Source organism: Modicisalibacter sp., from assembly GCF_055145905.1.
In genome coordinates this window covers 1-22,783 of the sequence record NZ_JBSREH010000032.1, presented here as the reverse complement: position 1 = coordinate 22,783, position 22,783 = coordinate 1, and the positions used below count along the sequence as shown (strand labels likewise).

Annotated in this window: 23 protein-coding genes; 13 read left to right on the top strand and 10 right to left on the bottom strand. The window is 67.4% G+C overall.

The window, feature by feature from the left end; translation table 11 throughout:
- Positions 1–12: 12 nt before the first annotated feature.
- Together folK and folB are read right to left on the bottom strand one after the other, a co-directional pair.
- Complete coding sequence (gene folK, locus ACTCB7_RS10215) at positions 13–552, bottom strand: 2-amino-4-hydroxy-6-hydroxymethyldihydropteridine diphosphokinase (RefSeq protein ID WP_463006595.1); 540 nt, start codon at positions 550–552, stop codon at positions 13–15.
- Entirely contained in the window at positions 552–905 is a 354-nt protein-coding gene (gene folB, locus ACTCB7_RS10210) for a dihydroneopterin aldolase (protein WP_463006622.1), read from the bottom strand. The genes folK and folB overlap by 1 nt, the downstream gene beginning before the upstream one ends.
- Before the next feature lie 88 nt (positions 906–993).
- Here folB and plsY point away from each other — a divergent pair, with 88 nt between their 5' ends.
- A complete protein-coding gene (gene plsY, locus ACTCB7_RS10205) occupies positions 994–1,590 on the top strand; it encodes a glycerol-3-phosphate 1-O-acyltransferase PlsY (protein WP_463006594.1) in 597 nt (198 codons plus the stop codon).
- Positions 1,591–1,597: 7 nt separating this feature from the next.
- On the opposite strand, the gene ACTCB7_RS10200 is transcribed toward plsY, so the two are convergent.
- Both ACTCB7_RS10200 and tsaD read right to left on the bottom strand, forming a co-directional pair.
- The gene (locus tag ACTCB7_RS10200; RefSeq protein ID WP_463006593.1) at positions 1,598–1,744 is read right to left on the bottom strand and encodes a hypothetical protein; all 147 of its coding nucleotides are present in this window, start codon (positions 1,742–1,744) and stop codon (positions 1,598–1,600) included.
- Positions 1,734–2,771, bottom strand: a complete 1,038-nt coding sequence (gene tsaD / locus ACTCB7_RS10195) for a tRNA (adenosine(37)-N6)-threonylcarbamoyltransferase complex transferase subunit TsaD (protein WP_463006592.1) — start codon at positions 2,769–2,771, stop codon at positions 1,734–1,736. Before tsaD ends, ACTCB7_RS10200 begins: the two co-directional genes overlap by 11 nt.
- 433 nt (positions 2,772–3,204) lie before the next feature.
- Here tsaD and rpsU point away from each other — a divergent pair, with 433 nt between their 5' ends.
- The 3 genes from rpsU (at position 3,205) to rpoD (ending at position 7,471) form a co-directional block, all read left to right on the top strand.
- Positions 3,205–3,420, top strand: a complete 216-nt coding sequence (gene rpsU / locus ACTCB7_RS10190; protein WP_031382407.1) for a 30S ribosomal protein S21 — start codon at positions 3,205–3,207, stop codon at positions 3,418–3,420.
- Positions 3,421–3,554: 134 nt separating this feature from the next.
- A complete protein-coding gene (gene dnaG / locus ACTCB7_RS10185) occupies positions 3,555–5,375 on the top strand; it encodes a DNA primase (protein ID WP_463006591.1) in 1,821 nt (606 codons plus the stop codon).
- 233 nt (positions 5,376–5,608) lie between these two features.
- Complete coding sequence (gene rpoD / locus ACTCB7_RS10180) at positions 5,609–7,471, top strand: RNA polymerase sigma factor RpoD (RefSeq protein ID WP_463006590.1); 1,863 nt, start codon at positions 5,609–5,611, stop codon at positions 7,469–7,471.
- Positions 7,472–7,534: 63 nt separating this feature from the next.
- Here the strand turns inward: rpoD and ACTCB7_RS10175 are convergent, their stop codons facing one another.
- Positions 7,535–8,470, bottom strand: a complete 936-nt coding sequence (locus tag ACTCB7_RS10175) for a LysR substrate-binding domain-containing protein (RefSeq protein ID WP_463006589.1) — start codon at positions 8,468–8,470, stop codon at positions 7,535–7,537.
- A 144-nt stretch (positions 8,471–8,614) separates the two neighbouring features.
- On the opposite strand from ACTCB7_RS10175, the gene ACTCB7_RS10170 reads away from it, so the two are divergent.
- Positions 8,615–9,994, top strand: coding sequence for an L-serine ammonia-lyase (locus ACTCB7_RS10170; RefSeq protein ID WP_463006588.1), 1,380 nt, complete (start codon positions 8,615–8,617; stop codon positions 9,992–9,994).
- A gap of 253 nt (positions 9,995–10,247) precedes the next feature.
- On the top strand, positions 10,248–11,036 hold the full coding sequence (locus ACTCB7_RS10165; protein ID WP_463006587.1) for a Crp/Fnr family transcriptional regulator: 789 nt from the start codon (positions 10,248–10,250) through the stop codon (positions 11,034–11,036).
- Positions 11,037–11,055: 19 nt separating this feature from the next.
- Here ACTCB7_RS10165 and ACTCB7_RS10160 read toward each other — a convergent pair whose 3' ends face one another.
- A complete protein-coding gene (locus tag ACTCB7_RS10160; protein ID WP_463006586.1) occupies positions 11,056–11,931 on the bottom strand; it encodes a LysR substrate-binding domain-containing protein in 876 nt (291 codons plus the stop codon).
- A 141-nt stretch (positions 11,932–12,072) separates the two neighbouring features.
- Between ACTCB7_RS10160 and ACTCB7_RS10155 the strand changes: the two genes are divergently transcribed.
- Complete coding sequence (locus ACTCB7_RS10155; protein WP_463006585.1) at positions 12,073–13,182, top strand: S-(hydroxymethyl)glutathione dehydrogenase/class III alcohol dehydrogenase; 1,110 nt, start codon at positions 12,073–12,075, stop codon at positions 13,180–13,182.
- Positions 13,183–13,235: 53 nt separating this feature from the next.
- The gene (gene fghA / locus ACTCB7_RS10150; RefSeq protein ID WP_463006584.1) at positions 13,236–14,090 is read left to right on the top strand and encodes an S-formylglutathione hydrolase; all 855 of its coding nucleotides are present in this window, start codon (positions 13,236–13,238) and stop codon (positions 14,088–14,090) included.
- 112 nt (positions 14,091–14,202) lie between these two features.
- Here the strand turns inward: fghA and ACTCB7_RS10145 are convergent, their stop codons facing one another.
- On the bottom strand, positions 14,203–15,645 hold the full coding sequence (locus ACTCB7_RS10145; RefSeq protein WP_463006583.1) for a multicopper oxidase domain-containing protein: 1,443 nt from the start codon (positions 15,643–15,645) through the stop codon (positions 14,203–14,205).
- Between the two features lie 128 nt (positions 15,646–15,773).
- Positions 15,774–16,658 (bottom strand): helix-turn-helix domain-containing protein, encoded by an 885-nt coding sequence (locus ACTCB7_RS10140; protein ID WP_463006582.1) that lies wholly within the window; start codon positions 16,656–16,658, stop codon positions 15,774–15,776.
- Positions 16,659–16,825: 167 nt separating this feature from the next.
- On the opposite strand from ACTCB7_RS10140, the gene pobA reads away from it, so the two are divergent.
- The gene (pobA, locus tag ACTCB7_RS10135) at positions 16,826–18,010 is read left to right on the top strand and encodes a 4-hydroxybenzoate 3-monooxygenase (protein ID WP_163650393.1); all 1,185 of its coding nucleotides are present in this window, start codon (positions 16,826–16,828) and stop codon (positions 18,008–18,010) included.
- Positions 18,011–18,142: 132 nt separating this feature from the next.
- Positions 18,143–19,006 carry an ion transporter gene (locus ACTCB7_RS10130; protein WP_463006581.1) on the top strand — a complete coding sequence of 288 codons (864 nt, stop codon included), beginning with the start codon at positions 18,143–18,145 and terminating at the stop codon, positions 19,004–19,006.
- 219 nt (positions 19,007–19,225) lie between these two features.
- Here the strand turns inward: ACTCB7_RS10130 and ACTCB7_RS10125 are convergent, their stop codons facing one another.
- A complete protein-coding gene (locus ACTCB7_RS10125) occupies positions 19,226–19,600 on the bottom strand; it encodes a hypothetical protein (protein WP_463006580.1) in 375 nt (124 codons plus the stop codon).
- Between the two features lie 39 nt (positions 19,601–19,639).
- Positions 19,640–20,050, bottom strand: a complete 411-nt coding sequence (locus ACTCB7_RS10120; protein WP_463006579.1) for a hypothetical protein — start codon at positions 20,048–20,050, stop codon at positions 19,640–19,642.
- Positions 20,051–20,223: 173 nt separating this feature from the next.
- Between ACTCB7_RS10120 and ACTCB7_RS10115 the strand changes: the two genes are divergently transcribed.
- From ACTCB7_RS10115 to ACTCB7_RS10105, 3 genes are read left to right on the top strand one after another with little or no spacing between them, the layout of a single operon-like run.
- Positions 20,224–20,562, top strand: coding sequence for a PepSY domain-containing protein (locus ACTCB7_RS10115; protein WP_463006578.1), 339 nt, complete (start codon positions 20,224–20,226; stop codon positions 20,560–20,562).
- Between the two features lie 7 nt (positions 20,563–20,569).
- Positions 20,570–21,241 carry a winged helix-turn-helix domain-containing protein gene (locus tag ACTCB7_RS10110; protein ID WP_463006577.1) on the top strand — a complete coding sequence of 224 codons (672 nt, stop codon included), beginning with the start codon at positions 20,570–20,572 and terminating at the stop codon, positions 21,239–21,241.
- Positions 21,238–22,614, top strand: coding sequence for a sensor histidine kinase (locus tag ACTCB7_RS10105; RefSeq protein ID WP_463006576.1), 1,377 nt, complete (start codon positions 21,238–21,240; stop codon positions 22,612–22,614). The genes ACTCB7_RS10110 and ACTCB7_RS10105 overlap by 4 nt, the downstream gene beginning before the upstream one ends.
- Positions 22,615–22,783 lie beyond the last annotated feature (169 nt).

Sequence of the window (22,783 nt, the reverse complement as noted above, 5' to 3'; positions counted from 1 at the left end):
GAGTCGTTGGCATCACCGCCCGGAGGTGGGCGCCGTGTCGGGCGATGAAATGGCCCGGCCGCGCCAGGTGAAGGCGACCGGCCACAATGGCTGGTCGTCGGCGTCGAAGCGGGCCCAGAGGTCGGTGTAGCGCTCGCCACGGGTCGGGTGGCGCGCCTCCGGCAGCAGCTCGGCGAGCGGCTGCAGCACGAAGGCGCTGGTCAGGATCTCGTCGCGGGGCAGGTCGACGCCGTCGATGCACCCGGTCAGCTCGCCCACCGTGAGCAGGTCGACATCGAGACGCCGGGCGCTGTACTTGGGGCTATCCGGGCGGCGGCCGTGGGCGAACTCCAGGCGCTTGCACCAGGCCTGCAGCTCGCCCACCGTGGCCTCGCTGTCGAAGGCCGCGACCAGGTTGTAGAAGTTGCGCCCATCCTCGAACCCGACCGGCTCGCTCTCGAACACGCGCGAGAGGCGCAGGCCGGTGAAATCGGCGTCCAGCGCGTCCAGGCAACGGCGCACATGGTGCTCGCGCTCGATGTTGCTGCCGATGCTGACCACCACGCGCGCCATCAGAGGGCGCCCCGCTCGATGCTCACCCCCACCGCACGGGCGGCGGCGACGGCGCCGGGCTTGCGCACGGTAAGGCGCAGCCCGGTGATGCCGAAGGCCTCGCGCAGGTGCGCGGCGAGGCGCTCGGCGAAGGTCTCGACCAGACCGAAATGACTCGCCTCGGCGAAGCGGGCGATGGCCTCGCAGATGGCGGCGTAGTCGAGGGTGTGGGTCAGGTCGTCGTCCGCCGCGGCGGGGCGGATGTCGGTGGCCAGCTCCAGGTCGAGTTCGAGGCGCTGGCGGATGGTGCGCTCCCAGTCGTAGACGCCGATCACCGTCTCCACCGTCAGCCCTTCGATCAGCACGCGATCCACGTCGTTCTCCCGCTGATGGGTAAAGCGTCGATTGTACCGAATCGGCATGGCAGAATCTCGGGGTGCCACCGTGTTCCGGATTGCCGCCATGCCTGATGATTTCGTTCTCGCCCTCGTCGTTCTCGCCGGGCTGGGCTATGTCTGCGGCACCCTGCTGGGCGCGGTGTGGGTCTGCCGGCTGGCCGGTGTCGCGGACCCCCGTGTCTCGGGCTCGGGCAACCCCGGCTTCTCCAACGTGCTGCGCCTGCACGGCGCGCGGCTCGCCCTGGCGACGCTGTCCGTCGACGCCGCCAAGGGCATGCCGGTGCTGTGGCTGGCCCGGGCCGCCGAGCTGCCGCCCTGGGCGCAGGGCGTGGTCGGCTTCGGGGTGCTGCTGGGGCACAGCTATCCGCTATGGTACGGCTTTCGCGGCGGCAAGGCCGTGGCCAGTGCCTTCGGCGTGCTGCTGGTGCTGGCCCCCTGGGTGGCGCTGAGCTGTGCGACGCTCTGGGCGCTGCTGGCCTGGCGTGTGCGCACTGCGGCCGTGGCGTCGCTGACCAGCGCCCTGGCTGCGCCGCTGCTCGGGCTGTGGCTGGCGCCCGAGTATGCCGGCGTGATCGGTGTGCTGGCGGCGCTGGTATGGCTGCGCCATGCCTGGAACATTCGCCGCCTGGGGCGTAATGGCCCCGATCTGGGCGGGCGCTGAGAGAGGCTCAGCGCCCGCCGCGGGGCGGCGTCAGCTCGGCCAGCGGCCAGCGCGGCACGGCCCGCATGGCCTCGCCGTCACGCTCGCCGGCCAGCAGGCGCTGGGCGCTGGAGTTATGGAGAGCGCGATCATCGCCTGTCGTTTCAGGACGCAATGGCCGGGGCGGTCAACTCGGTCAGCGGCCAGCGCGGCACGGCCCGCATGGCCTCGCCGTCACGCTCGCCGGCCAGTAGGCGCTGGGCGCCCACGTAGGCGATCATCGCGCCGTTGTCGGTGCAGAAGCGGCCCCGGGGATAGTAGGCGCGGGCGTTGCGCTTGCGCAGCTCGGCGTCGAGCCGTTCGCGCAGGCGCACATTGGCGCTCACCCCGCCGGCCACCACCAGCCGCTTCAGCCCCGTCTCGTCGAGCGCGCGGCGGCACTTGATCACCAGGGTGTCGACCACCGCATCCTCGAAGGCCCGGGCGATGTCGGCGCGCCCCTGGTCGTCGAGCTCGCCGGCGTCGCGCAGGGCGCGGGCGGTGGTCAGGGTGTGGGTCTTGAGTCCCGAGAAGCTGAAGTCGAGCCCGGGGCGGTCGGTCATCGGTCGCGGAAAGCGAAAGCGCGCGGGGTCGCCGGATTCGGCCAGCTTCGCCACCTGCGGGCCGCCGGGGTAGGGCAGGTCGAGCATCTTGGCGGCCTTGTCGAAGGCCTCGCCGGCGGCGTCGTCGACTGACTCGCCGAGCAGCCGGTAGTCGCCGAGGCCGTTCACCGCCACCAGTTGCGTGTGGCCGCCGGAGACCAGCAGGGCGACGAAGGGAAAGGCGGGCGGGTCGGCCTCGAGCATCGGTGCCAGCAGGTGGCCTTCCATGTGGTGCACGCCGAGCACCGGGCGGCCCAGGGCGCGGGCCAGGCCGTGGGCGGTGGCGGCGCCGACCATCAGTGCGCCGACCAACCCGGGGCCGGCGGTATAGGCGATGCCGTCGAGGTCGCCGCGGGTCAGGTGGGCGTCGTCGAGCACCTGCTGGATCAGCGGCAGCAGCTTGCGCGTGTGATCGCGGGAGGCGAGTTCCGGCACGACACCGCCGAAGTCGGCGTGCATCGCGATCTGGCTGTAGAGGGCGTCGGCCAGCAGGCCGTTCTTGGTGTCGTAGAGGGCGACACCGGTTTCGTCGCAGGAGGTTTCGATCCCCAGTACGCGCATGGTTCGGCTCGTCGATCGGTGAAAGGGCCATTCTAACCCGTTCGGCGATCCCCCGGCAGGGCGCGAGCCAAGGCTATTGCAGATAGCTGAAACATGGCTTGGGCTGAGCCGACGGCAGGCCTGCGAGGAGGCGCTGTAAACCCTTCCCTGGGCGCTACCGATGCCATCCTTGGCATCGGACCTCCTCTCCAACCTGCCCCCGGCGCCCTCGTCGAAGCCAACTGCGATTGCTCTGGGGCGCGAGCGGCGACGTTTGCAAAGCTGGTGGTTCGTCACTAGAATATCCGACTCTGCAAGACTGGGTCGTGCGCCCGATTCCCGACGATAGCCGGTTGTGCCAGCTTAGTGCCTGGCATGCATTGCCACGGTATGCGTCAGATCATGGGGCGTGCGTTCAAACCGAACTCATGATTCCAAGGTAGGTGAGTGCTTAATGCCTTCTGTCAAAGTACGTGATAACGAGCCGTTCGACGTCGCTCTGCGTCGCTTCAAGCGTTCCTGCGAAAAAGCCGGCGTTCTGTCCGAAGTGCGTCGTCGCGAGAGCTACGAGAAGCCGACCGCGGTTCGCAAGCGCAAGGCAGCAGCGGCCGTGAAGCGTCACGCCAAGAAGCTGCAGCGTGAGCGCAAGCGCTTCGAACGGTTGTATTGATCCGTACTTGAGGCAGCTTCTGCCTCAGAGGGACGCCAAGCGGCCGCCACTCGGTGGCCGTTTGTTTTTGTGCGAGACGGGCCGGCCGCCCTGGGCGGAGCCTGTCGGCATTGGCTGCTTTCGAGAGTGCGTGCATGGCCGGACCCATTCCTCAGCGCTTTCTCGATGACCTGCTGGCACGCGTCGATATCGTCGATGTGGTCGGTGAACGTGTCCAGCTGAAGAAGGCAGGGCGCAATCACGCCGGGCTCTGCCCCTTCCATCAGGAAAAGTCGCCCTCGTTCACCGTCAGTCAGGACAAGCAGTTCTACCATTGCTTCGGCTGTGGCGCACACGGCAATGCGCTACGCTTTCTGATGGAATACGACAACCTGCGCTTTCCCGAGGCGGTCGAGCAGCTGGCCTCGCGTCTGGGGCTGGAGGTACCACGCGAGGGGCAGGATGATCCGCGTGCCCAGGCTCGGGAACGTCAGCGTCGCGAAGGGGTCAATCTGCTGGAGCTGGCGACGCGCTTCTTCCGCGAACGGTTGGCCATGAGCGAGGGGCGTGCCGGGCGCGAGTATCTTGAACGCCGCGGGCTCTCGTCCGAGGTGCTGCGCGATTTCGCGATCGGCTATGCCCCCGACGGCTGGGAGGCGCTGCGGCGCCATCTTCACGACCAGGGCATCAATGACGCCGTGCAGGTCGAGTACGGACTGCTCGTGCAGCGCGAGGACAGCGGGCGCGTCTATGATCGCTTCCGCGACCGGGTGATGTTCCCGATCCGCGACTGGAAGGGGCGCACCCTGGGATTCGGCGGGCGCGTGCTGGGCGATGCCAAGCCCAAGTACCTCAACTCGCCGGAAACGCCGGTCTTCCACAAGGGGCGCGAACTCTACGGTCTTCACGAGGCGCGCCAGGCCAATCGCCGGCTCGAGCGGCTGCTGGTGGTGGAAGGCTACATGGATGTGGTGGCGCTGGCGCAGTTCGATATTCGCAATGCCTGCGCCACGCTCGGTACCTCGGTCACCGAGGAGCATGTGCAGCGGCTGTTCCGGCTGGTCGGCGAGGTGGTGTTCTGCTTCGACGGCGATAACGCCGGTCGTCAGGCCGCACGGCGTGCGCTGGAGGCGGTGCTGCCGCAGATGATCGACGGGCGCCAGGTGCGCTTCCTGTTCCTGCCCGACGGCGAGGACCCCGACAGCCTGGTGCGACGCGAGGGGGCGCAGGCGTTCCGCGACCGCATTACCTGTGCCATGCCGCTGTCGGAGTTTCTGTTCGAGCAGGCGGCCGAGGGGCGCGACCTGCAGCACATCGAGGAGCGCGAGCGTTTCGCCAGCACGGTGCTGGCGGCGTTGAAGCGTCTTCCGGAGGGCGTGCTGAAGTCGCTGCTGCTCGGTGAGCTGTCGAAGCGTACCGGTATCGATCAGGCGCGTTTCACGGCGCTGATGGCGGATGCGCCGGCGCCCGCTGCCGAGGCAGTGGTGGACGAGCCCCCCGAAGCTGCGGCGGAGCCCGGGGCGGCGATGCCCCGGCCGGCACCTCGGCTGGCCGGGGCGCTGTCGATGATCGATCGGGTGCTGCAGCTGCTGGTGCATGAGCCGGCGCTGGTCGAGCATCTGCCGGACGATCTCGATTGGTGCGCCGACGATGAAGGTGACGTGGTGCTGTGCCGGGACGTGATCGAGCTGCTTCGGGCCGGGCGCTATCGCAGCCCCCAGGTGCTGCTGGCGCATTTCCACGGCACGCAGGAGGGTCAGCGGCTGGAAGCGCTGGCGCGCCGTGAGCTGTTGATTCCGCGCGACGCCCGCGCCACCGAGCTCGAGGGGCTGGTCGCGCACTTTCAGCGTCGACGCTCGCGGCAGACGCCGGAAAGCGAGTATGCGGCACTGCTGGCCAAGGAGCGGGGCGGTGAGCGGTTGTCACGGGAAGAGAAGCAGCGGCTCATGGAGCTGCTGATGTCGCTCAATCGGTGAGCGGCGCCGCGAACGCGACAGTCGCGCGGGCGGGGGTTGAATTATTGCCCGGCTCCCCCATCTAAGAGGAAAGCAAACGGCAACGTAACCGGACAAACTAACACACCTGAATTGCGGCGCAAATAGAAAAAGTGGCGGGGCAAGGCGCTATTCCGCTATACTAGCGGGCTTACTCGATTTTCACCGCCTTTTCGTTCAGGTGCTCCATTCTTCTTCGTCGATATAGGGTTTCTATGGCTGGAAATACGCAGCAGTCACGTCTGAAGGAGTTGATCGCGCGCGGCAAGGAGCAGGGCTTCCTGACCTATGCCGAGGTCAACGACCACCTCCCCGAGGATATCGCCGACCCGGACCAAGTGGAAGACATCATCGGCATGATCAACGACATGGGCATCAATGTCGTTGAGGAAGCCCCTGATGAAGACACCTTGATGATGGCGGACCACTCCACCGACGAGTCCGCCGCCGAGGAGGCGGTGGCCGCGCTGGCGGCGGTGGAGAGCGATGTCGGCCGCACCACCGACCCGGTGCGCATGTACATGCGCGAGATGGGTACCGTCGAACTGCTGACCCGCGAAGGCGAGATCGAGATCGCCAAGCGCATCGAGGAAGGCACCCGCGAGGTGATGTCCTCGCTCGCCTATCTGCCGGGCGCGGTGGACTCGATTCTCGAGGCCTACGATGCGACCCAGGACGAGGAAGCGCCGGGCCGTCTGTCCGACCTGTTCTCCGGCTTCATCGATCCCGACGAGGGCATCCCGGGGGTCGCCGAGGCGGAGGTTCCCGAGGAGGAGCCGGTGGCCGACCTCGACGACGGCGAGGGCGACGAGGACGGCGATGCGGACGACGCCGACGACGAGGACGATTCCAGCAGCAACGAGGGCGGCCCGGACCCGGAAGAGGCGCGGGCGCGCTTCGAGCAGATCCGCGAGCAGAACGAACGGGCCAAGGCGGCCATCGACAAGCACGGTCTCGGTTCGGCCGAGGCGAATGCCGAACAGGCGCGCCTGGCCGAGCTGTTCTCGCCGATCAAGCTGGTGCCCAAGCACTTCGAGCGGCTGGTCGGCCAGGTGCGGATCAGCGTCGAGCAGGTCCGCGAGCAGGAAAAGGTGGTCCTGCAGCTCTTCGTCAAGAAGGGCAAGGTGCCGCGCAAGACCTTCATCAAGTCCTTCCCGGGCAACGAGTCGCGGCTCGAGTGGTTCGACGCCTTCCTGGCGGACAACCCGCGCTACGCCGACAAGCTGGGGCCGTTCCGCGGCGACGTGCAGCGCGCCCAGCGCAAGATCGCCTTCGAGGAGGAGCTGATCCAGCTGCCGGTCAGCGAGATCAAGGAGGTCAATCGCCGGCTCTCCATCGGCGAGGCCAAGGCGCGCCGCGCCAAGAAGGAGATGGTCGAGGCCAACCTGCGCCTGGTGATCTCGATCGCCAAGAAGTACACCAACCGCGGCCTGCAGTTCCTGGACCTGATCCAGGAGGGCAACATCGGCCTGATGAAGGCGGTGGACAAGTTCGAATACCGCCGCGGCTACAAGTTCTCCACCTACGCCACCTGGTGGATTCGTCAGGCGATCACCCGCTCGATCGCCGACCAGGCGCGCACCATCCGCATCCCGGTGCACATGATCGAGACCATCAACAAGCTCAACCGCGTCTCGCGGCAGATGCTCCAGGAGATGGGCCGCGAGCCGACCCCGGAAGAGCTCGGCGAGCGCCTCGAGATGCCGGAAGACAAGGTGCGCAAGGTGCTCAAGATCGCCAAGGAGCCGATCTCCATGGAGACGCCGATCGGCGACGACGACGACTCGCACCTGGGCGATTTCATCGAGGACGGCACCATGCTGCTGCCCATCGACTCGGCCACCGGCGAGGGGCTGATCGAGGCCACCCGCAACGTGCTGGGCGGGCTCACCGCGCGCGAGGCCAAGGTGCTGCGCATGCGCTTCGGCATCGACATGAACACCGATCACACCCTCGAGGAGGTCGGCAAGCAGTTCGATGTCACCCGCGAGCGCATTCGCCAGATCGAGGCCAAGGCACTGCGCAAGCTGCGCCATCCGTCGCGCTCGGAGCCGCTGCGCTCCTTCCTCGACGAGTGACGCCCGCGGCGCATGCCGCCGACGCCACCCCCGACGCCCGCGAGCCTGTCTCGCGGGCGTCTTTCATGGGCGGCCGGTGGCGTCCTGGTGGCGCCGGGCCTCCTCGACCAGCCAGTCGTGCACGGCGCGCAGGCGACGGTCGTCCAGCGCCCCGGGGGCATGCACGATGCCGTAGCGCTTGTCGGTGGCCACCTGCTCCGGGAAGGGCGCGATCAGCGCCCCGGTCTTGAGCTCGGTGGTGATCAGCGTGCGTCGGGCGATGGCCACGCCCATGCCGCTGATGGCGGCTTCCATGGTCAGCTGGTTGCGGTTGAAGGTGTAGCCGCGGCGCACGTTGATGTGCGGCGCGGCGATCGCGGTGAGGTAGTGCTCCCACTCGGCGTAGTCGTGGCTGCCGCGCCAGGCGGTCACGTCGTGCAGCAGCGGGTACCAGGCGAGATCCTCGGCGCGGCGCAGCGGCGGGCGGCCGCGCATCAGCCCCGGTGCGCAGACCGGAAAGATCACCTCGTCCATCAGCGGGGTGATGGCCAGCCCCGGGTAGTGGCCGTCGTTGAGGTCGATGGCCAGGTCGAAGTCGCCGTCGCGCAGCGACAGGTTGCTGTCCTCGGCGCTGACGTGCATCTCGATGTCGGGAAAGCGCGCCTGCAGCCGTGGCAGGCGCGGCATCAGCCACTTGGTCAGGAAGGACGGCACGCAGCGCAGGCGCAGCACGCCGCTCATCAGCCCCGAGCGCAGGCGGCGCACCTCCTGACCCACCGCCTGGTAGGCGTCGTCCACCACGCCGGCCAGGCGCCGGCCTTCATCGGTGAGCTCGAGACGCCGCGGCAGGCGGCGAAACAGCTTGAAGCCCAGGCGCTCCTCGAGCTGCTTGATCTGCTGGCTGACCGCGCCGGTGGTGACGTGCAGCTCCTCGGCGGCGCGGGTGAAGGACAGGTGGCGGGCGCTGACCGCGAAGACCTTCAGCCAGGCGTGGGTCTGGGCGTTGAGGGTACGGCTCATGATTTAGTGTTTCTAAAGGGGTGGCCAGGAATTCTCCGTTGTCCTCCGTATAAACGCCGCGCAACCTAGAGTCAATGGCGGTGCTTTGGCGCCGGGTTTAGCCAATCTGATTCATCCGACTGTCGCGACGACAAGGGAGGCAACGTGGCCATCAGTGTATTCGACCTGTTCAAGATCGGCGTCGGGCCGTCGAGTTCGCACACCGTGGGGCCGATGCAGGCTGCCCATGACTTCGTCGAGTCGCTGCGCGCCCGGGACCTGCTCGAGCGTGTCGCGCGCATCGAGGTGCAGCTGTTCGGGTCGCTGTCGGCGACCGGCATCGGCCACGGCACCGACCGCGCCGTGATCATGGGGTTGATGGGCGAGCGTCCCGACCGCATCGATCCGACGATCATCACGCCCTGCATCGAGGAGCTGCTCGAGGCGCAGACCCTGATGCTCGACGGCCGGCTGGCCATCGCCTTTCTGTGGGCGCGGGACATGCAGCTGCACGACGAGAACCTGCCGCACCACCCCAATGCCATGCGCCTGATCGCCCATGGCCACAGCGACGAGCTGTACCAGAACACCTACTATTCGGTGGGCGGTGGCTTCGTCATCGACGAGCAGCAGGCCAGCGAGGGGCAGCTGGATGTCGATACCACGCCGCTGCCCTACGACTTCAACAGCGCCGGCGAGCTGCTGGCCCTGTGCCGCCTGCACGGCCTGCGCATCAGCGAGCTGATGCTGGCCAACGAGACCGCCTGGCGCGACGAGGCCGAGATCCGCGGCGGGCTGTGGGCGATCTGGGAGGCGATGCAGGAGTGCGTCGACAACGGCCTGAGCCACGAGGGCGTGCTGCCCGGCGGGCTCAACGTCAAGCGTCGCGCCAAGCGTCTGCACGAGCGGCTGCTGGCCGCCGAGGACAACCCCTGCCTGATCGCCTCGACCTTCTCGGCGATGGACTGGGTCAACGTCTTCGCCCTGGCCGTCAATGAAGAGAACGCCGCCGGCGGGCGCATGGTCACCGCGCCTACCAACGGCGCGGCAGGTATCATTCCGGCCGTGCTGCACTACTACATGAAGTTCCAGCCCGGGGCCAGCGAGCGCGATGTGGTGGACTTCATGCTGGCCGCCGGCGCGGTGGGCATCCTGTGCAAGAAGAACGCCTCGATCTCCGGTGCCGAGGTGGGCTGCCAGGGCGAGGTCGGCTCGGCCTGCGCGATGGCCGCCGCCGGTCTCGCCGAGGTGATGGGGGCCACGCCCGCCCAGGTCGAGAACGCCGCCGAGATCGGCCTCGAGCATAACCTGGGGCTGACCTGCGATCCCGTCGGTGGCCTGGTGCAGGTGCCCTGCATCGAGCGCAACGCCATCGCCTCGGTGAAGGCGATCAACGCCGCCCAGATGGCGCTGCGCGGTGACGGCGAGCACTTCATCTCGCTCGACAAGGCGATTCGCACCATGCGCGATACCGGCGCCGACATGCAGGACAAGTACAAGGAAACCTCCCGCGGCGGCCTTGCCGTCAATGCCATCGAGTGCTGAATGGCCGCAAGCGTCGCCATTGGTCGACGCTTGCGTATCCCGGGCTTCGGCTGCTAGTAAGAAATGACTGGCTGCCGGGCCCTCTCTCCCTGCCGTGATCGCGCTCGGGTGACGATAACCTGAGTTATCGGCGATCCGGGGTGTGACGGGCCACCATGTGGCGCGCTGTCTGACGGCACGGGCCGGGCGACTCGCACCGGCCCGCCAAGAAGAACATGCCGCGATACGCTGGATAACGGGAGAGCGTAACACCGTGACTAATCACGACAGTTGTATCATTCGCCATTTCAGCCACTACTGCCGGCTCTCGGAGCAGGACAAGGCGCTGCTTCATGAACTCGAGGAAAGCCCGCGGGACGTCAGGGCGGGCGAGGTGCTGTGGCAGGAGAACGAACAGGCCACCGAGTTCTGCACCGTCAGCCGCGGCTGGGCGTATTCCTATCGCAACCTCGGGGACGGTAGCCGCCAGATCCTCGAGGTCTTTTTGCCCGGCGACATCATCGGCCTGCGCGAATTCGCCTTTTCCCAGCGCCTGGCCGGGGTCGCGATGATCGACGACGGGGTCGTCTGCCACTTCCCGCACCGCCGGTTGCTCGACATTTTTCGCCAGTCGACCACCCTGACCGCCGTGCTGTTCTCGATCTCGAGCCGCCAGCAGGCGCTGCTCACCGAACGGTTGGTGAACCTGGCGCGTCGCACCGCCCACCAGAAGCTGGCGCATTTCCTCTACGAGATGTACGTGCGTCTCGACCAGACCGGCGCCGCCACCGATGGCCGCTTCCGTCTGCCGCTGTCCCAGGAGCAGCTGGCCGACACCCTGGGCCTGAGCGCCGTGCATGTCAGTCGTACCTTCTCGGCCTTCCGCGAGGAAGAGCTGGTGCTGCGCGAGCGCCACAAGGTGACGTTGCCCGACCCCGAGGCACTGGCGAATGTCGCCGAATTCGATGCCTGCTATCTCAACGACAGCGTGCGACCGATCTTCCTCGAGGAGGATGCCGCCGCCATGCGTCCGTCCAACGGCGCGGCGGCGCTCAAGACCTGACAATGACCGGCCCGGTGGGTCAGTCGGCGGCCAGCCGCTCCACCAGGAAGTCGACGAACTGGCGCACCTTGGCGGACAGGTGCCGGTGGCGCGGGTAGACCGCCCACACCGCCGTGTCGGTGAACTGGTGGCGGTCGAGCACCGAGATCAGCTCGCCGCTGCGCAGGTGAGGGGCGACGTAATACTCCGGCAGTTGCGCCAGCCCCAGCCCCTTGAGAGCGGCATCCAGCAGCGCCGGGCCGGAGTTGGCCTGCCAGCGGCCGCTGACCCGCACCTCGCGGCGCGCCCCGTCGACGCTGAACAGCCAGCTGTCGCGGGAGCCGAGCAGGCAGTTGTGGCTGGCCAGCTCGGCCAGGCTGTGCGGTCGCGGCATGCGCTCGAAGTAGTCGCGGGAGCCGACCACATATTCGCGGCGCTCGCCGAGCCGCCGGGCGATCAGGCTCGAGTCCTTGAGGATGCCCAGCCGGACCGCCACGTCGTAGCCCTCGTCGATCAGGTCCACCTGGCGGTTGGTGAAGTGCATTTGCACCTCGAGCTGCGGGTGCAGGCGCTGGAAGTCGTTGACCAGCGGCGCGATGTAGCGCTCGCCGAAGGTGGTGGCGCTGGTCAGTCGCAGGGTGCCGCGCGGCCGGGCCTGGAAGTCGTTGAGCGCGGTTTCCGCCTCGCGGAAGCCGTCGAGCAGGTGGCGGCAGCGATCGTAGTAGAGGGTGCCGGCGTCGGTGAGGCTGAGTCGCCGCGTGGTGCGGTAGAGCAGCTGGGTGTCCAGGCTGCTCTCCAGCTGCGCCACCAGGCGGCTGACGTGGGAGCTGGAGACCTTGAGGTGGCGGGCGGCCGCGGAAAAACTGCCCTGGCGAACCACCTCGACGAAGGCTTCGATGCGATCCCAGCGCTGCATTGTTGCTCCCTGGCAATAATCTTGTGACGGTGACGGCGTTTATCGGGCGTCCGGCAGTGCCTAGACTGGGAGTCCCAAGGTCCATGATGCCACGTCCGGGCCCGAGCCCGGATGTCCACCACTCGAGAAGGAGAGGGTTCGATGAAATCACGCGCCGCGATCGCCTGGGAAGCGGGCAAGCCGCTGGAGCTCGCCGAGATCGACGTCGAGGGCCCCAAGGCCGGTGAAGTGCTGGTGCAGATGGCCGCGACCAGCGTCTGCCACACCGATGCCTACACCCTGTCCGGCAAGGACCCGGAAGGCCTGTTTCCCTCGATTCTCGGCCACGAGGGTGCCGGCGTCGTGCAGGAGGTCGGCGAGGGCGTGACCAGCCTGCAGCCGGGCGATCACGTGATCCCGCTGTATACCGCCGAATGCGGCAAGTGCAAGTTCTGCCTGTCCGGCAAGACCAACCTGTGCAGCGCGGTGCGCGCTACCCAAGGGCAGGGGCTGATGCCCGACGGTACCACCCGCTTCTCGCTGGACGGCAAGCCGATCCATCATTACATGGGCTGCTCGACGTTCTCCGAGTACACCGTGCTGCCCGAAGTGTCGCTGGCCAAGGTGTCCCGGGAGGCGCCGCTCGACAAGATCTGCCTGCTGGGCTGCGGCGTGACCACCGGCATCGGCGCGGTCCTCAACACCGCCAATGTCGAGCCGGGCTCTACCGTCGCGGTGTTCGGCCTGGGCGCGATCGGCCTGGCGGTCATTCAGGGGGCGGTGATGGCCAAGGCCTCGCGGATCATCGCCATCGACGTCAACCCGGACAAGTTCGAGCTGGCCCGTCAGTTCGGCGCCACCGACTTCGTCAACCCCAAGGACTACGGCGATCCCATTCAGCAGGTAATCGTCGACCTGACCGACGGCGGCGTCGACTACTCCTTCGAGTGCATCGGCAACGTCAACGTCATGCGCTCGGCCCTGGAGTGCTGCCACAAGGGCTGGGGCGAGTCGATCATCATCGGCGTCGCCGGGGCCGGCGAGGAGATCTCCACGCGCCCCTTCCAGCTGGTCACCGGGCGCGTCTGGAAGGGTTCCGCCTTCGGCGGCGTCAAGGGCCGCTCGCAGCTGCCGGGCTACGTCGAGGACTACATGCACGGCAAGCTCAAGATCGACGAGTTCGTCACCCATGACATGCCGTTCGAGCAGATCAACGAGGCCTTCGAGCTGCTGCACGCGGGCAAGAGCATCCGTACCGTCCTGCATTACTGAGCCCGTTCGGCGGACGCAGCCGGCGTCCGCCGCCCACGACACGAGGAGAGCGCATGACCATGTCCGAATCGCTGGAGCTGGTTTCCGCCACCAAGTCCTTCGGCGGCTGGCTCAAGCGTTACAAGCACCACGCCCGCTCGCTCGATTGCGAGATGGTCTTCGCCATCTACCTGCCGCCGCAGGCGGAAGAAGGCAAGGTGCCGCTGCTGTGGTGGCTGTCGGGGCTGACCTGCACCGACGAGAACTTCATGCAGAAGGCCGGTGCCCAGCGGCTCGCCGCCGAGCTGGGGCTGGCGATCGTCTGCCCCGACACCAGCCCGCGCGGGCTCGACCTGCCGGGTGAGCACGACAGCTACGACTTCGGTTCCGGCGCCGGTTTCTACGTCAACGCCAAGAGCGAGCCGTGGTCACGGCACTACCGGATGTACGACTACGTCAACGACGAGTTGCCGTCGGTGGTGCGCCAGCACTTCCCGGTCAACGGCCGCGAGTCGATCAGCGGCCATTCGATGGGCGGCCACGGTGCGCTGGTGCTGGCGCTGCGCCAGCCGGGCCGTTTCGCCTCGGTGTCGGCCTTCGCGCCGATCGTCAATCCCAGCGTGGTGCCCTGGGGGCAGAAGGCATTCGCCAACTACCTGGGCGACGATCACGGCCTGTGGACCCAGTACGATGCCTGCGAGCTGGTCGCCAAGGGTGTCTCGCGCCAGAAGCTGTTCATCGATCAGGGCGAGGCCGACGGCTTCCTCGAGGAACAGCTCCGTCCCGAGCGGCTCGAGGCGGTGTGCGAGAAGCACGACCACCCGCTGACCCTGCGCCGCCATCCGGGCTACGACCACAGCTACTTCTTCATCGCCACCTTCATCGACGATCACCTGCGCTATCACGCCGAGCATCTCAAGCGCCACTGATTGCCCTCGCGTGATTGTCGAACCGCCGCCCCGCCTCAGGAGTGGGGCGGCGGTGCTGTATCTGCCGTGATCCATGGGCCGACCAGTCTTGAACGGCCGGCCTCGAGCAGCTTCAGCTTACGGAGAACTGCCCCATCATCCCGTTATCCTCGTGCTCAAGGATATGGCAGTGATACATGAAGGGGAGGGTTTCCGCCGGCTGTGTAAATTTCACGAGCAGTTCGACGGGTTCCTGAACCACGATGGTGTCCCTGAGGCCCTGGTCTCGAACATCCGGAAGCGAGCCGTTTCGGCTCAGAACGGTAAAGTGCACGCCATGAATGTGGAACGGGTGCACCATCATCGCTGATGAGACTTCCCAGATTTCTACATCGCCGAGGCCGATGCGCTGATCGATCCGTCCCCTGTCGAAAGAGCGCCCATTGATGCCGAAACTTCCCGATCTGCCGCTCATCATTTGTCTCATGTCCATGGTCATTTCGAAGTGGCGCCGCCGGATGGCCTGGGAGGCCTCGAGGTGTGCATGGCTCGAGAGCTGTTCTGGAATCTGGATGGGGGAGGCTTCAGCGCCCTGGGGTTCGAATCTGACAACGGCCTCTTTTTCGGCGCCGGCGCTGCGTGACCTCATCATGGAGGTACTGCTGTTCTGTCCTGTCTCCAGAGTCGTAGGACGCCCATCGGAGAAGTCGACCAGGATTTCAGCCCGCTCGCCTGGTGCCAGGTGTAGTGAGCGCAACTCGACGGAGTTCTCAAGCAGGCCAGCTTCGGAAGCCACCCAGTGAAAGGATCGGCCGTCCGAGAAGGACAGGTTGAAGAACCTTGCATTGGCCCCGTTCAGCAGACGCAGCCGCACCAGCCGGCGAGGGACTCGGGCAAATGGGTTGACCGTTCCATTCACCACCAGGGTGTTGCCTTGACGCCCATGCATCATCGTCATCATGCCCTGTGGAATCGTAAGGACGCCATCCTCGAACTGCCGGTCCTGAAGTACCAGGGGAATATCATCGATGCCATATTCCGAGGGAAGCCCCAAGGCCTTTTCCTCGTCATCGGTCACGATCATGAGGCCGGCCAGACCGGCATAGACCTGCTCCGCAGTGCGGCCATAGGCATGCGAGTGATACCACAGGGTTGCGGCCGGCTGACGGATAGGCAGTACCGGCCGCCAGGTAGCTCCATTCGCGATGGGCTGGTGGGGGCCGCCATCCAGCTCGCCGGGAATCAGCAAGCCATGCCAATGAACGGTGGTATCCTCACCCAGGGTATTGCTGACGGCGACCTCGACGTCATCGCCACGATGGACGCGTAGCGTCGGGCCAAGATAGCTTCCGTTATAGCCAAGCGTCTCGCTTTCTCGCCCAGGATAGAACGAGGTTTTCCCCGGTTGCGCCTTCAGTGAAATCGATTGGCCGTGATTGCGAGCATCAATCAGCTCGGGAATCTTCAGCTCGCTGGGCTCGTTGGCTATTGCCTGGCGCCAGGCAAAAGGGCCCACCAATGCAGCACCTCCTGCCAGAGACGTTGCAGCAAGGAAGGATCGGCGTGTCAACATCATGAACGGTCACTCCTGGAAATGCGTCGAGAAAGCGGGGGATGGGGTGAGCCAACGATATCGCCGCGTCCTGTTTTCTCAAAGAGGTCGGCCACAAGGCGGCACTCCTTGGCGATCCGCAAATTTGCCATTCAACGCGACTGTCGGAAGGCCTTGGGCGATTGCCCGCTCAGGCGCTTGAAGAAGCGCGTGAAGTAGGCCGGCTCGGAAAAGCCCAGCTGGTCGGCGATCTGGCCGATGGTCATGTTGGTGTAGGTCAGCTGGCGCTTGGCCTCGAGCAGCAGGCGTTCGTGCAGCAGCTGCAGGGCGCTGCGCCCCGCCAGGCGGCGGCACAGGGTGTTGAGGTGCGCACTGGTGATGCCCACCCGGGCCGCGAGGTCGTCGATGGTGGGCTGCTCGGCGTAGTGGTCGTCGATCAGTGCCAGGAACTGTTCGAGGTGCGCCCGCCCCCGGTCCTGACGCAGTGTGGCGTGCCGCGTGCGCCGCCGTGACGCGCGTCGGGCCACCTGTACCGCCAGTGCCTGCATCAGGGCATGCAGCAGCGGCTCGCGCCCGGGGGCCGGGCGGTGATACTCGCCGACGAGGGTCTCGATCAGCGTGGCGATGGGGCTCGCCTCCGGCTGGTCGGCCAGTGGGTAGTGAGCCGCCCGCGAGAAGACCTCGCCGAGTGCTGCCAGGCGCTCGCGCAGGTGGCCGGCCAGCGGCGGCGCCAGGCTGATGATGTGCCCGTCGGTGTCCGTCGAGAAGCGAAAGCCGTGGATCACCACCGGCGGCACGATGATGACCTGCGGGCCGTCGAGGCGGCGTTCGTCCTCCTCGAGGGTGAGGCGTACCTCGCCGTGGCGGATGTGCAGCAGGTGCAGCAGATCGGCATGGCGGTGCGGCTTGATGTGCCAGTCGTGCAGGCGGCTGCGCGCGGCGATCGACTCGCAGTGCAGCAGGTCGGGCGTCGGCCAGCGGCCGGTTTCGCCGTAGAGTTGAAAGACGGGGACGCGGTCGTCCGGCGAGTTCTGCATGGCGTACCGTTCGTGGAAGCTCCGACCAAAGTCAGGGGTGGTTCTTGTAAAAGTCCAAGGCTGGACAGGGATTTTGCCTTACTCGGGATGCGGAATCGATGAAAAATGCAATTCATCGACGCCGCGGCCGAGCTTGCCGTGGCGAGTGCAGCTATGGAGGCAGAATCATGAAGACACAGGTGGCCATTATCGGGGCGGGTCCGTCCGGCTTGCTGCTCGGGCAGTTGTTGCAGCGCCGGGGTATCGACAACGTGATTCTCGAGCGGCGCAGCGGCGAGTACGTGCTGAGCCGCATTCGTGCCGGCGTGCTGGAGCAGGGCATGGTCGACCTGCTGCGCGAGGCCGGGGTCGATGAGCGCATGGACGCCGAGGGGCTGCCCCACGACGGCTTCGAGCTGGCCTTCGACAACCGTCGCGTGCGCGTCGACCTGGCCGAGCTCACCGGCGGCAAGCGGGTGATGGTCTACGGCCAGACGGAAGTCACCCGCGACCTGATGGCGGCGCGTCGGGAGGTCGGTGCCACCACCATTTACGAGGCGGAGAACGTGCAGCCGCACGACCTGGAGACCGACCATCCCTACGTGACCTTCGAGAAGGACGGCGAGACGCTGCGCCTCGACTGCGACTACGTGGCCGGCTGCGACGGCTATCACGGGATCTCGCGGCGCTCGATTCCCGCCGATCGGCTCAAGACCTTCGAGCGGGTCTACCCGTTCGGCTGGCTGGGCCTGCTGGCCGACACGCCGCCGGTCTCGGACGAGCTGATCTACGCCACCCATGACCGCGGGTTCGCGCTGTGCAGCATGCGTTCGGCCACCCGCAGCCGCTACTACGTCCAGGTCGATGCCGACGAGAAGGTGGAGGACTGGTCCGACGAGCGTTTCTGGAACGAGCTGGCCTCGCGCCTGCCCGACGACGTCGCCGCCAACCTGGTCACCGGGCCTTCGCTGGAGAAGAGCATCGCCCCGCTGCGCAGCTTCGTCGCCGAGCCCATGCAGCACGGCCGGCTGTTCCTGGTCGGTGACGCCGCGCACATCGTGCCGCCGACCGGTGCCAAGGGGCTCAATCTGGCCGCCAGTGACGTCAGCACGCTCTACCGGCTGCTGGTCAAGGTGTATCACGAGGGGCGCGACGACCTCATCGCCCGTTACTCCGAGGTCTGCCTGCGGCGTATCTGGAAGGCCGAGCGCTTCTCCTGGTGGATGACCTCCAACCTGCACACCTTCTCCGAGGAAGAGGATTTCAACCGGCGCATCCAGCAGGCCGAACTCGACTACTACACCCGCTCGCGGGCTGGGCTGACCACCATCGCCGAGAACTACGTGGGGCTGCCCTACGAAGCCCTGGAGTGACCAGGAGGGCAGGCATGGCGCTTCCGATTCGCCGGCAGCCGGGCCGGCGGGTCGTCAGGGGCGGGCGACGGGGGTATCCTGCGAACATGCCCGGACCCTCGATCACTCGCCCCGGAGTCGCTTGCGCCGCCCATGGAAGATCGCATCACGCCGTTTCAGCTGTTCATCCTGGTCCTGTCCTTCTACGTGCTCGGCGCGCTGATCGCCGATACCTTCTTCACGCTTTCGCCGGAAGTCTCGCGCCTGCTGCAGTACATCGACCTGCTGGTCTGCGTGTGCTTCTTCATCGACTTCTGCCTGCGCTTTCGCGCGGCGAAGAACAAGTGGCACTACATGCGCTGGGGGTGGATCGACCTGCTGGCGAGCGTCCCCGCCGGCTGGCTGATGGGGGCCAAGGCGTTCCGTGTGGTGCAGCTGATTCGGCTGCTGCGAGCGCTGAAGTCGATGCAGCTGATCTGGCGGATCCTTTTCCGCAATCGCGCCAAGGGCTTCTTCGCCTCGGCGGCCACGGCGACGCTGCTGCTGGTGGCGTTCGGCGCGCTGACCATGCTGCTGGTCGAGAGCCCCAATCCCGACAGCCCGATCGACACCGCCGAGGAGGCGCTGTGGTGGGCGATCGTCACGGTGACCACGGTAGGCTACGGCGACTACTATCCGGTGACGACGCTGGGGCGGGTCGTGGCGGTGTTGCTGATGGTCTGCGGGGTGGGGCTGTTCGGCAGTTTTGCCGCCTACATCAGCTCGCTGTTCGTCGCCGACCAGGGCGAGCGCGAATCGCGCCAGCACCGCGCGGACCGCGAGATGATGCGCCATCTCAACCAGCAGGTGACGACGCTCAACGAGGAGGTCCGGACCCTGCGGGAGATGCTGGCGCGGCGCTACCCGGAAATGGCGCCGCCGGATCCCCCGGACGCGGACGCGACAGGGGACGGGACGTCATCCGCGGAGACGCCCGACGAGTCGGTGGCGACGTCGGATACCCCGCATCGTTCGTGACAGTAAAGAACTATTGCTCTGATCGCAGCAATATATTGGCACTATGGGCAAGGGCGAGCGTAGATTGGTCGGGTCCGGAAGTCACGCCGGACGTCCGGATGGCGTTTCCAACGGCATCCGCTTCCCTGTGCCTCGGCCCGCGCATCCCCTGCGCGGGCCTTTTTTGCCACCTCGCGCCGTCGCGCTGCCCGGGCCGGTAGCGACACTCGCAGTGTGCGCTCAGTCGCGCGGCTCCCGTACCCGGTAGTCACCCTCGAGAACCTGGTGGCTCCCGCCGCTGTCGGCGTCATGACGGGAGGCGGTATTGCCGCCGATATCGCGGGCATGGCCGGCCCGGTAGGCCTCGGCCTGTTTCTTCAGGCGATGGCGAATCAGCGGCATCATCAGCCAGCCCGCCACCAGCAGGAACAGCCCCAGCAGAGAGCCCAGCACCATCAGGGCGCCGAACAGCAGCCAGGTGACGACCAGCCGGATGCCGCCGGCGGCCGACGACGGGCGGGCGCGGTGCGCCCGCTGCTGCCAGTTGCGTGCCGCCTGCCAGGCGGCATTGTGGCGGCGGCTGCGTGCGTTGAGGGTGTCGTGATGGTCCGTCATGGTTCACTCCGGTAGCCGGTAAGGAGGGCGAGGCGCGGGTCAGGCCGCGTCAACGGAAGGTGTCGGGCCATCGAATTCGGCATGCCCCGTGGAATCGACAGCGAGAGACGCCAATTGTTGCACGACGGCGTGACGGGTCGCGTCGAGGGCGCGGGTGAATTCGGTGCCGGACAGCTGCCAGCCGGCGATGCCGTCGACCTGGCCGGTCAGCGAACCATCGCGCACCAGCCGCTCGGTCGAGGCCTGCCAGGCGTCGTCGCGCCGCCCCTCCAGCGCCAGATGGCCGGGGCGGGCATCGAGCTGGCGATAGGCGATACCGCCCTGAAGATCGCCTCGGGCGAGCAGGGCGTCGAGCCTGTTGGAAGAAAGGCCGCCCTCGTCGGCCAGGGCCAGACCGGAAAATCCACCGGTGAAGGCGACGGGGAGCATCATCAGGCGTAGCGGTGTCATGGCAAGTCTCCTTGTCGTGCAACGGATGCCGGTTCGCCGGGCCATCGGGCGTCGGCGTCATGACCCGTTTTACGCCGCGCCACCTTGCCGTGAGCTGAAGAATGCGTTCATGGTGGGTTCATCCGCCGGGGCGATTCATGATGCGTTCAGGCAGGCGCTGGCAGGGTAGACGCATGAACGCACGCAATCGCATCCTGACAACCGGTCTCGTCGTGCTGGGCACGATGTTGGCAACGGCGGCCCCGGCCGATACCGGCGACGACTGGCACGGCCTGCACGATGCCGTTCGCGCCGGGCGGCTGGTGGCGCTGCCCGGCGTGCTCGACTGGCTGCAGCAGCGCTATGCGGGGCAGGTTCTCGAGGTCGAGCTCGAGCACGAGGACGAGGCTATCCGTTACGATATCGAGATGATCGGCCCCGGCGGCCAGGTGGTCGAGTTCGTCTTCGACGCCGCCACCGGCGAGCTGATCGACAGCAGGGGACAGGATATCGAAGCCATGAAGCGGCGTTGAACTCATCATGAAGATTCTACTGGTCGAGGACGACCGGGCACTGGCCGAGGCACTCGGCGAGGCCCTGCGAGATGCCGGCCTGCTCGTGGAGATTGCCGGTACCGGCGGCGAGGCCGACTTTCTGGTACGCACCGAGCGTTACGACGCCGTGGTACTCGATCTGGGGCTGCCTGACGGCGACGGTACCCGCTGGCTGGGGCAGTGGCGCGACGATGCCATCGACCTGCCGGTGCTGGTGCTCACCGCCCGCGAGCGCTGGTCGGACAAGGCGGCGGGCTTTTCCGCCGGCGCCGACGATTACGTCACCAAGCCGTTCGAGACCGCCGAGGTGCTGTTCCGCCTGCGGGCGCTGGTACGGCGCAGCCACGGCCATGCGCACCCGGTGCTGACGCTCGGCGAGCTGACCTACGATACCCACTCCGCCAGCGTCAGCGTCGCCGGGCGGCCGGTGACGCTGACCGCGCAGGAATCGCGGCTGTTCGCCTACCTGATGCACGCCGCGCCGCGCATCGTCAGCCGCGCCGAGCTCGCCGAACACGTCTACGACCGTGATCACGAGCCCGACTCCAACGTCATCGACGTGCAGATCAGCCGGCTGCGCCGCAAGCTGGGCAGCGGGCGCATCGAGACGCTGCGCGGCCAGGGTTATCGCGCCGTGGCCCTCGAGGGCGAGGGGTGAAGGCACGCCTGCGCGCCTGGCTGACCCGTCCGGCCGGCTGGACGCTGGGCCAGCGGCTGCTCGCCGCGGCGCTGGCGCTGGTGCTGGTGGTGCTGCCGTTGGCCGGACTGGGGCTGGCCTACAACTTCCGCGAATCGGCGACCGCCGCCTTCGATCAGCGGCTCTCCTCGCTGCTGCAGGTGGTGCTGGCGGACCTTGGCTACGATGCCCAGCACGACCAGCTGACGATGACGCGCTCGCTGGGCGATGCGCGCTTCGAGCGGGTGTTCTCCGGCTGGTACTGGCAGGTCACCGACCGCCACGACACCGCGCTGGTCTCGCGCTCGCTGTGGGACCAGCGGCTGCCGGTGACGACGGTCGACGGGGTCAGTGTGCGCAATATCCGGGGGCCGCGCGGCGAACTGCTGCGGGTCATCGAGCGCGATGTGCGGCTGCCGGGCTGGCCGCGCCCGCTGCACGTCAGCGTGGCCGTCTCCCGCGAGGAACTCGATGCCGAGGTGGCGCGCTTCGAGTGGCTGCTGGGCCTGTCGCTGCTGGCGCTGGGGGCGCTGCTGCTCGGCGGGCTGGCGCTGCAGATTCGCTGGGGACTGGCGCCGTTGCGGCGCCTGCATGCGGATCTCGAGCGCGTCGAGTCCGGCGCCGGCGAGCGTCTGGATACCCGTCTGCCCGGCGAACTCAGCGAACTGGCCGGGGCCATGAACGAGGTGCTCGAGCGCGATCGCCGCTTGATCGAGCGCGGCCGCAGTGCCGCCGGCAACCTGGCGCATGCCCTGAAGACCCCGGTCAGCGTGCTCAGGACCGTCTCCGAGCGCCTGCCCGAGGCCCAGCGCCGCCAGGTGCACGACGAGCTGGGGCGCATCGACGAGGCGGTACGCCACCATCTTGCCCGAGCCTCGGCGGCGGGTGGCTCGACACTCACCGGCCGGGTCCGGGTCGGCGAGGCGGTCGCCCCGGTGGTCGACGGCCTGGCACGGCTGGCCGGTCGTCGCGGGATCGCCCTCGAGCGCGAGCTCGATCCCGAACTGACGGTGCGCATGGACCCGCAGGACCTGCAGGAGCTGGTCGGCAACCTGCTCGACAATGCCCTGCGCTGGGCGCGTTCGCGGGTGCGGCTGAGCCTGCACGAGGAGGCCGGCACGGTGGTACTGTGCATCGAGGACGACGGCCCGGGAATGACCGCCGAACAGCGTCGCGCGGCCCTGGCCCGTGGTGCCCGCCTCGACGAGCACCGCTCGGGCTCGGGGCTGGGCCTGGCGATCGTCGAGGACCTGATGGGTCTCTACGGCGGTTCGCTGAGCCTCGAGACGGCCTCGCTCGGCGGCCTGGCGGCCCGGGCCGTGCTGCCCGGCGGGCGAGCGCCGGGGCGGCGCTGACGTCACGCACCGTGTATGGTATCGCCGCATCGGCAGCCGGATGATCGAAGTGACTGGCCAGAAGGATTCTCTGCAGCATGGACAAGTACGAACGCAAGCTCGACCAGGCGGCGCGCGCCGCCTGGCTCTCCTACGTGGGCGGACGCACCCAGGACGAGATCGCCGGCCA

Coding starts and splice junctions, on each gene's coding strand:
- folK (WP_463006595.1), bottom strand. CDS start 552: ATGGCGCGCGTGGTGGTCAGCATCGGCAGCAACATCGAGCGCGAGCAC.
- plsY (WP_463006594.1), top strand. CDS start 994: ATGCCTGATGATTTCGTTCTCGCCCTCGTCGTTCTCGCCGGGCTGGGC.
- tsaD (WP_463006592.1), bottom strand. CDS start 2,771: ATGCGCGTACTGGGGATCGAAACCTCCTGCGACGAAACCGGTGTCGCC.
- rpsU (WP_031382407.1), top strand. CDS start 3,205: ATGCCTTCTGTCAAAGTACGTGATAACGAGCCGTTCGACGTCGCTCTG.
- dnaG (WP_463006591.1), top strand. CDS start 3,555: ATGGCCGGACCCATTCCTCAGCGCTTTCTCGATGACCTGCTGGCACGC.
- rpoD (WP_463006590.1), top strand. CDS start 5,609: ATGGCTGGAAATACGCAGCAGTCACGTCTGAAGGAGTTGATCGCGCGC.
- ACTCB7_RS10175 (WP_463006589.1), bottom strand. CDS start 8,470: ATGAGCCGTACCCTCAACGCCCAGACCCACGCCTGGCTGAAGGTCTTC.
- ACTCB7_RS10160 (WP_463006586.1), bottom strand. CDS start 11,931: ATGCAGCGCTGGGATCGCATCGAAGCCTTCGTCGAGGTGGTTCGCCAG.
- ACTCB7_RS10155 (WP_463006585.1), top strand. CDS start 12,073: ATGAAATCACGCGCCGCGATCGCCTGGGAAGCGGGCAAGCCGCTGGAG.
- fghA (WP_463006584.1), top strand. CDS start 13,236: ATGACCATGTCCGAATCGCTGGAGCTGGTTTCCGCCACCAAGTCCTTC.
- ACTCB7_RS10145 (WP_463006583.1), bottom strand. CDS start 15,645: ATGATGTTGACACGCCGATCCTTCCTTGCTGCAACGTCTCTGGCAGGA.
- ACTCB7_RS10140 (WP_463006582.1), bottom strand. CDS start 16,658: ATGCAGAACTCGCCGGACGACCGCGTCCCCGTCTTTCAACTCTACGGC.
- pobA (WP_163650393.1), top strand. CDS start 16,826: ATGAAGACACAGGTGGCCATTATCGGGGCGGGTCCGTCCGGCTTGCTG.
- ACTCB7_RS10130 (WP_463006581.1), top strand. CDS start 18,143: ATGGAAGATCGCATCACGCCGTTTCAGCTGTTCATCCTGGTCCTGTCC.
- ACTCB7_RS10125 (WP_463006580.1), bottom strand. CDS start 19,600: ATGACGGACCATCACGACACCCTCAACGCACGCAGCCGCCGCCACAAT.
- ACTCB7_RS10120 (WP_463006579.1), bottom strand. CDS start 20,050: ATGACACCGCTACGCCTGATGATGCTCCCCGTCGCCTTCACCGGTGGA.
- ACTCB7_RS10115 (WP_463006578.1), top strand. CDS start 20,224: ATGAACGCACGCAATCGCATCCTGACAACCGGTCTCGTCGTGCTGGGC.
- ACTCB7_RS10110 (WP_463006577.1), top strand. CDS start 20,570: ATGAAGATTCTACTGGTCGAGGACGACCGGGCACTGGCCGAGGCACTC.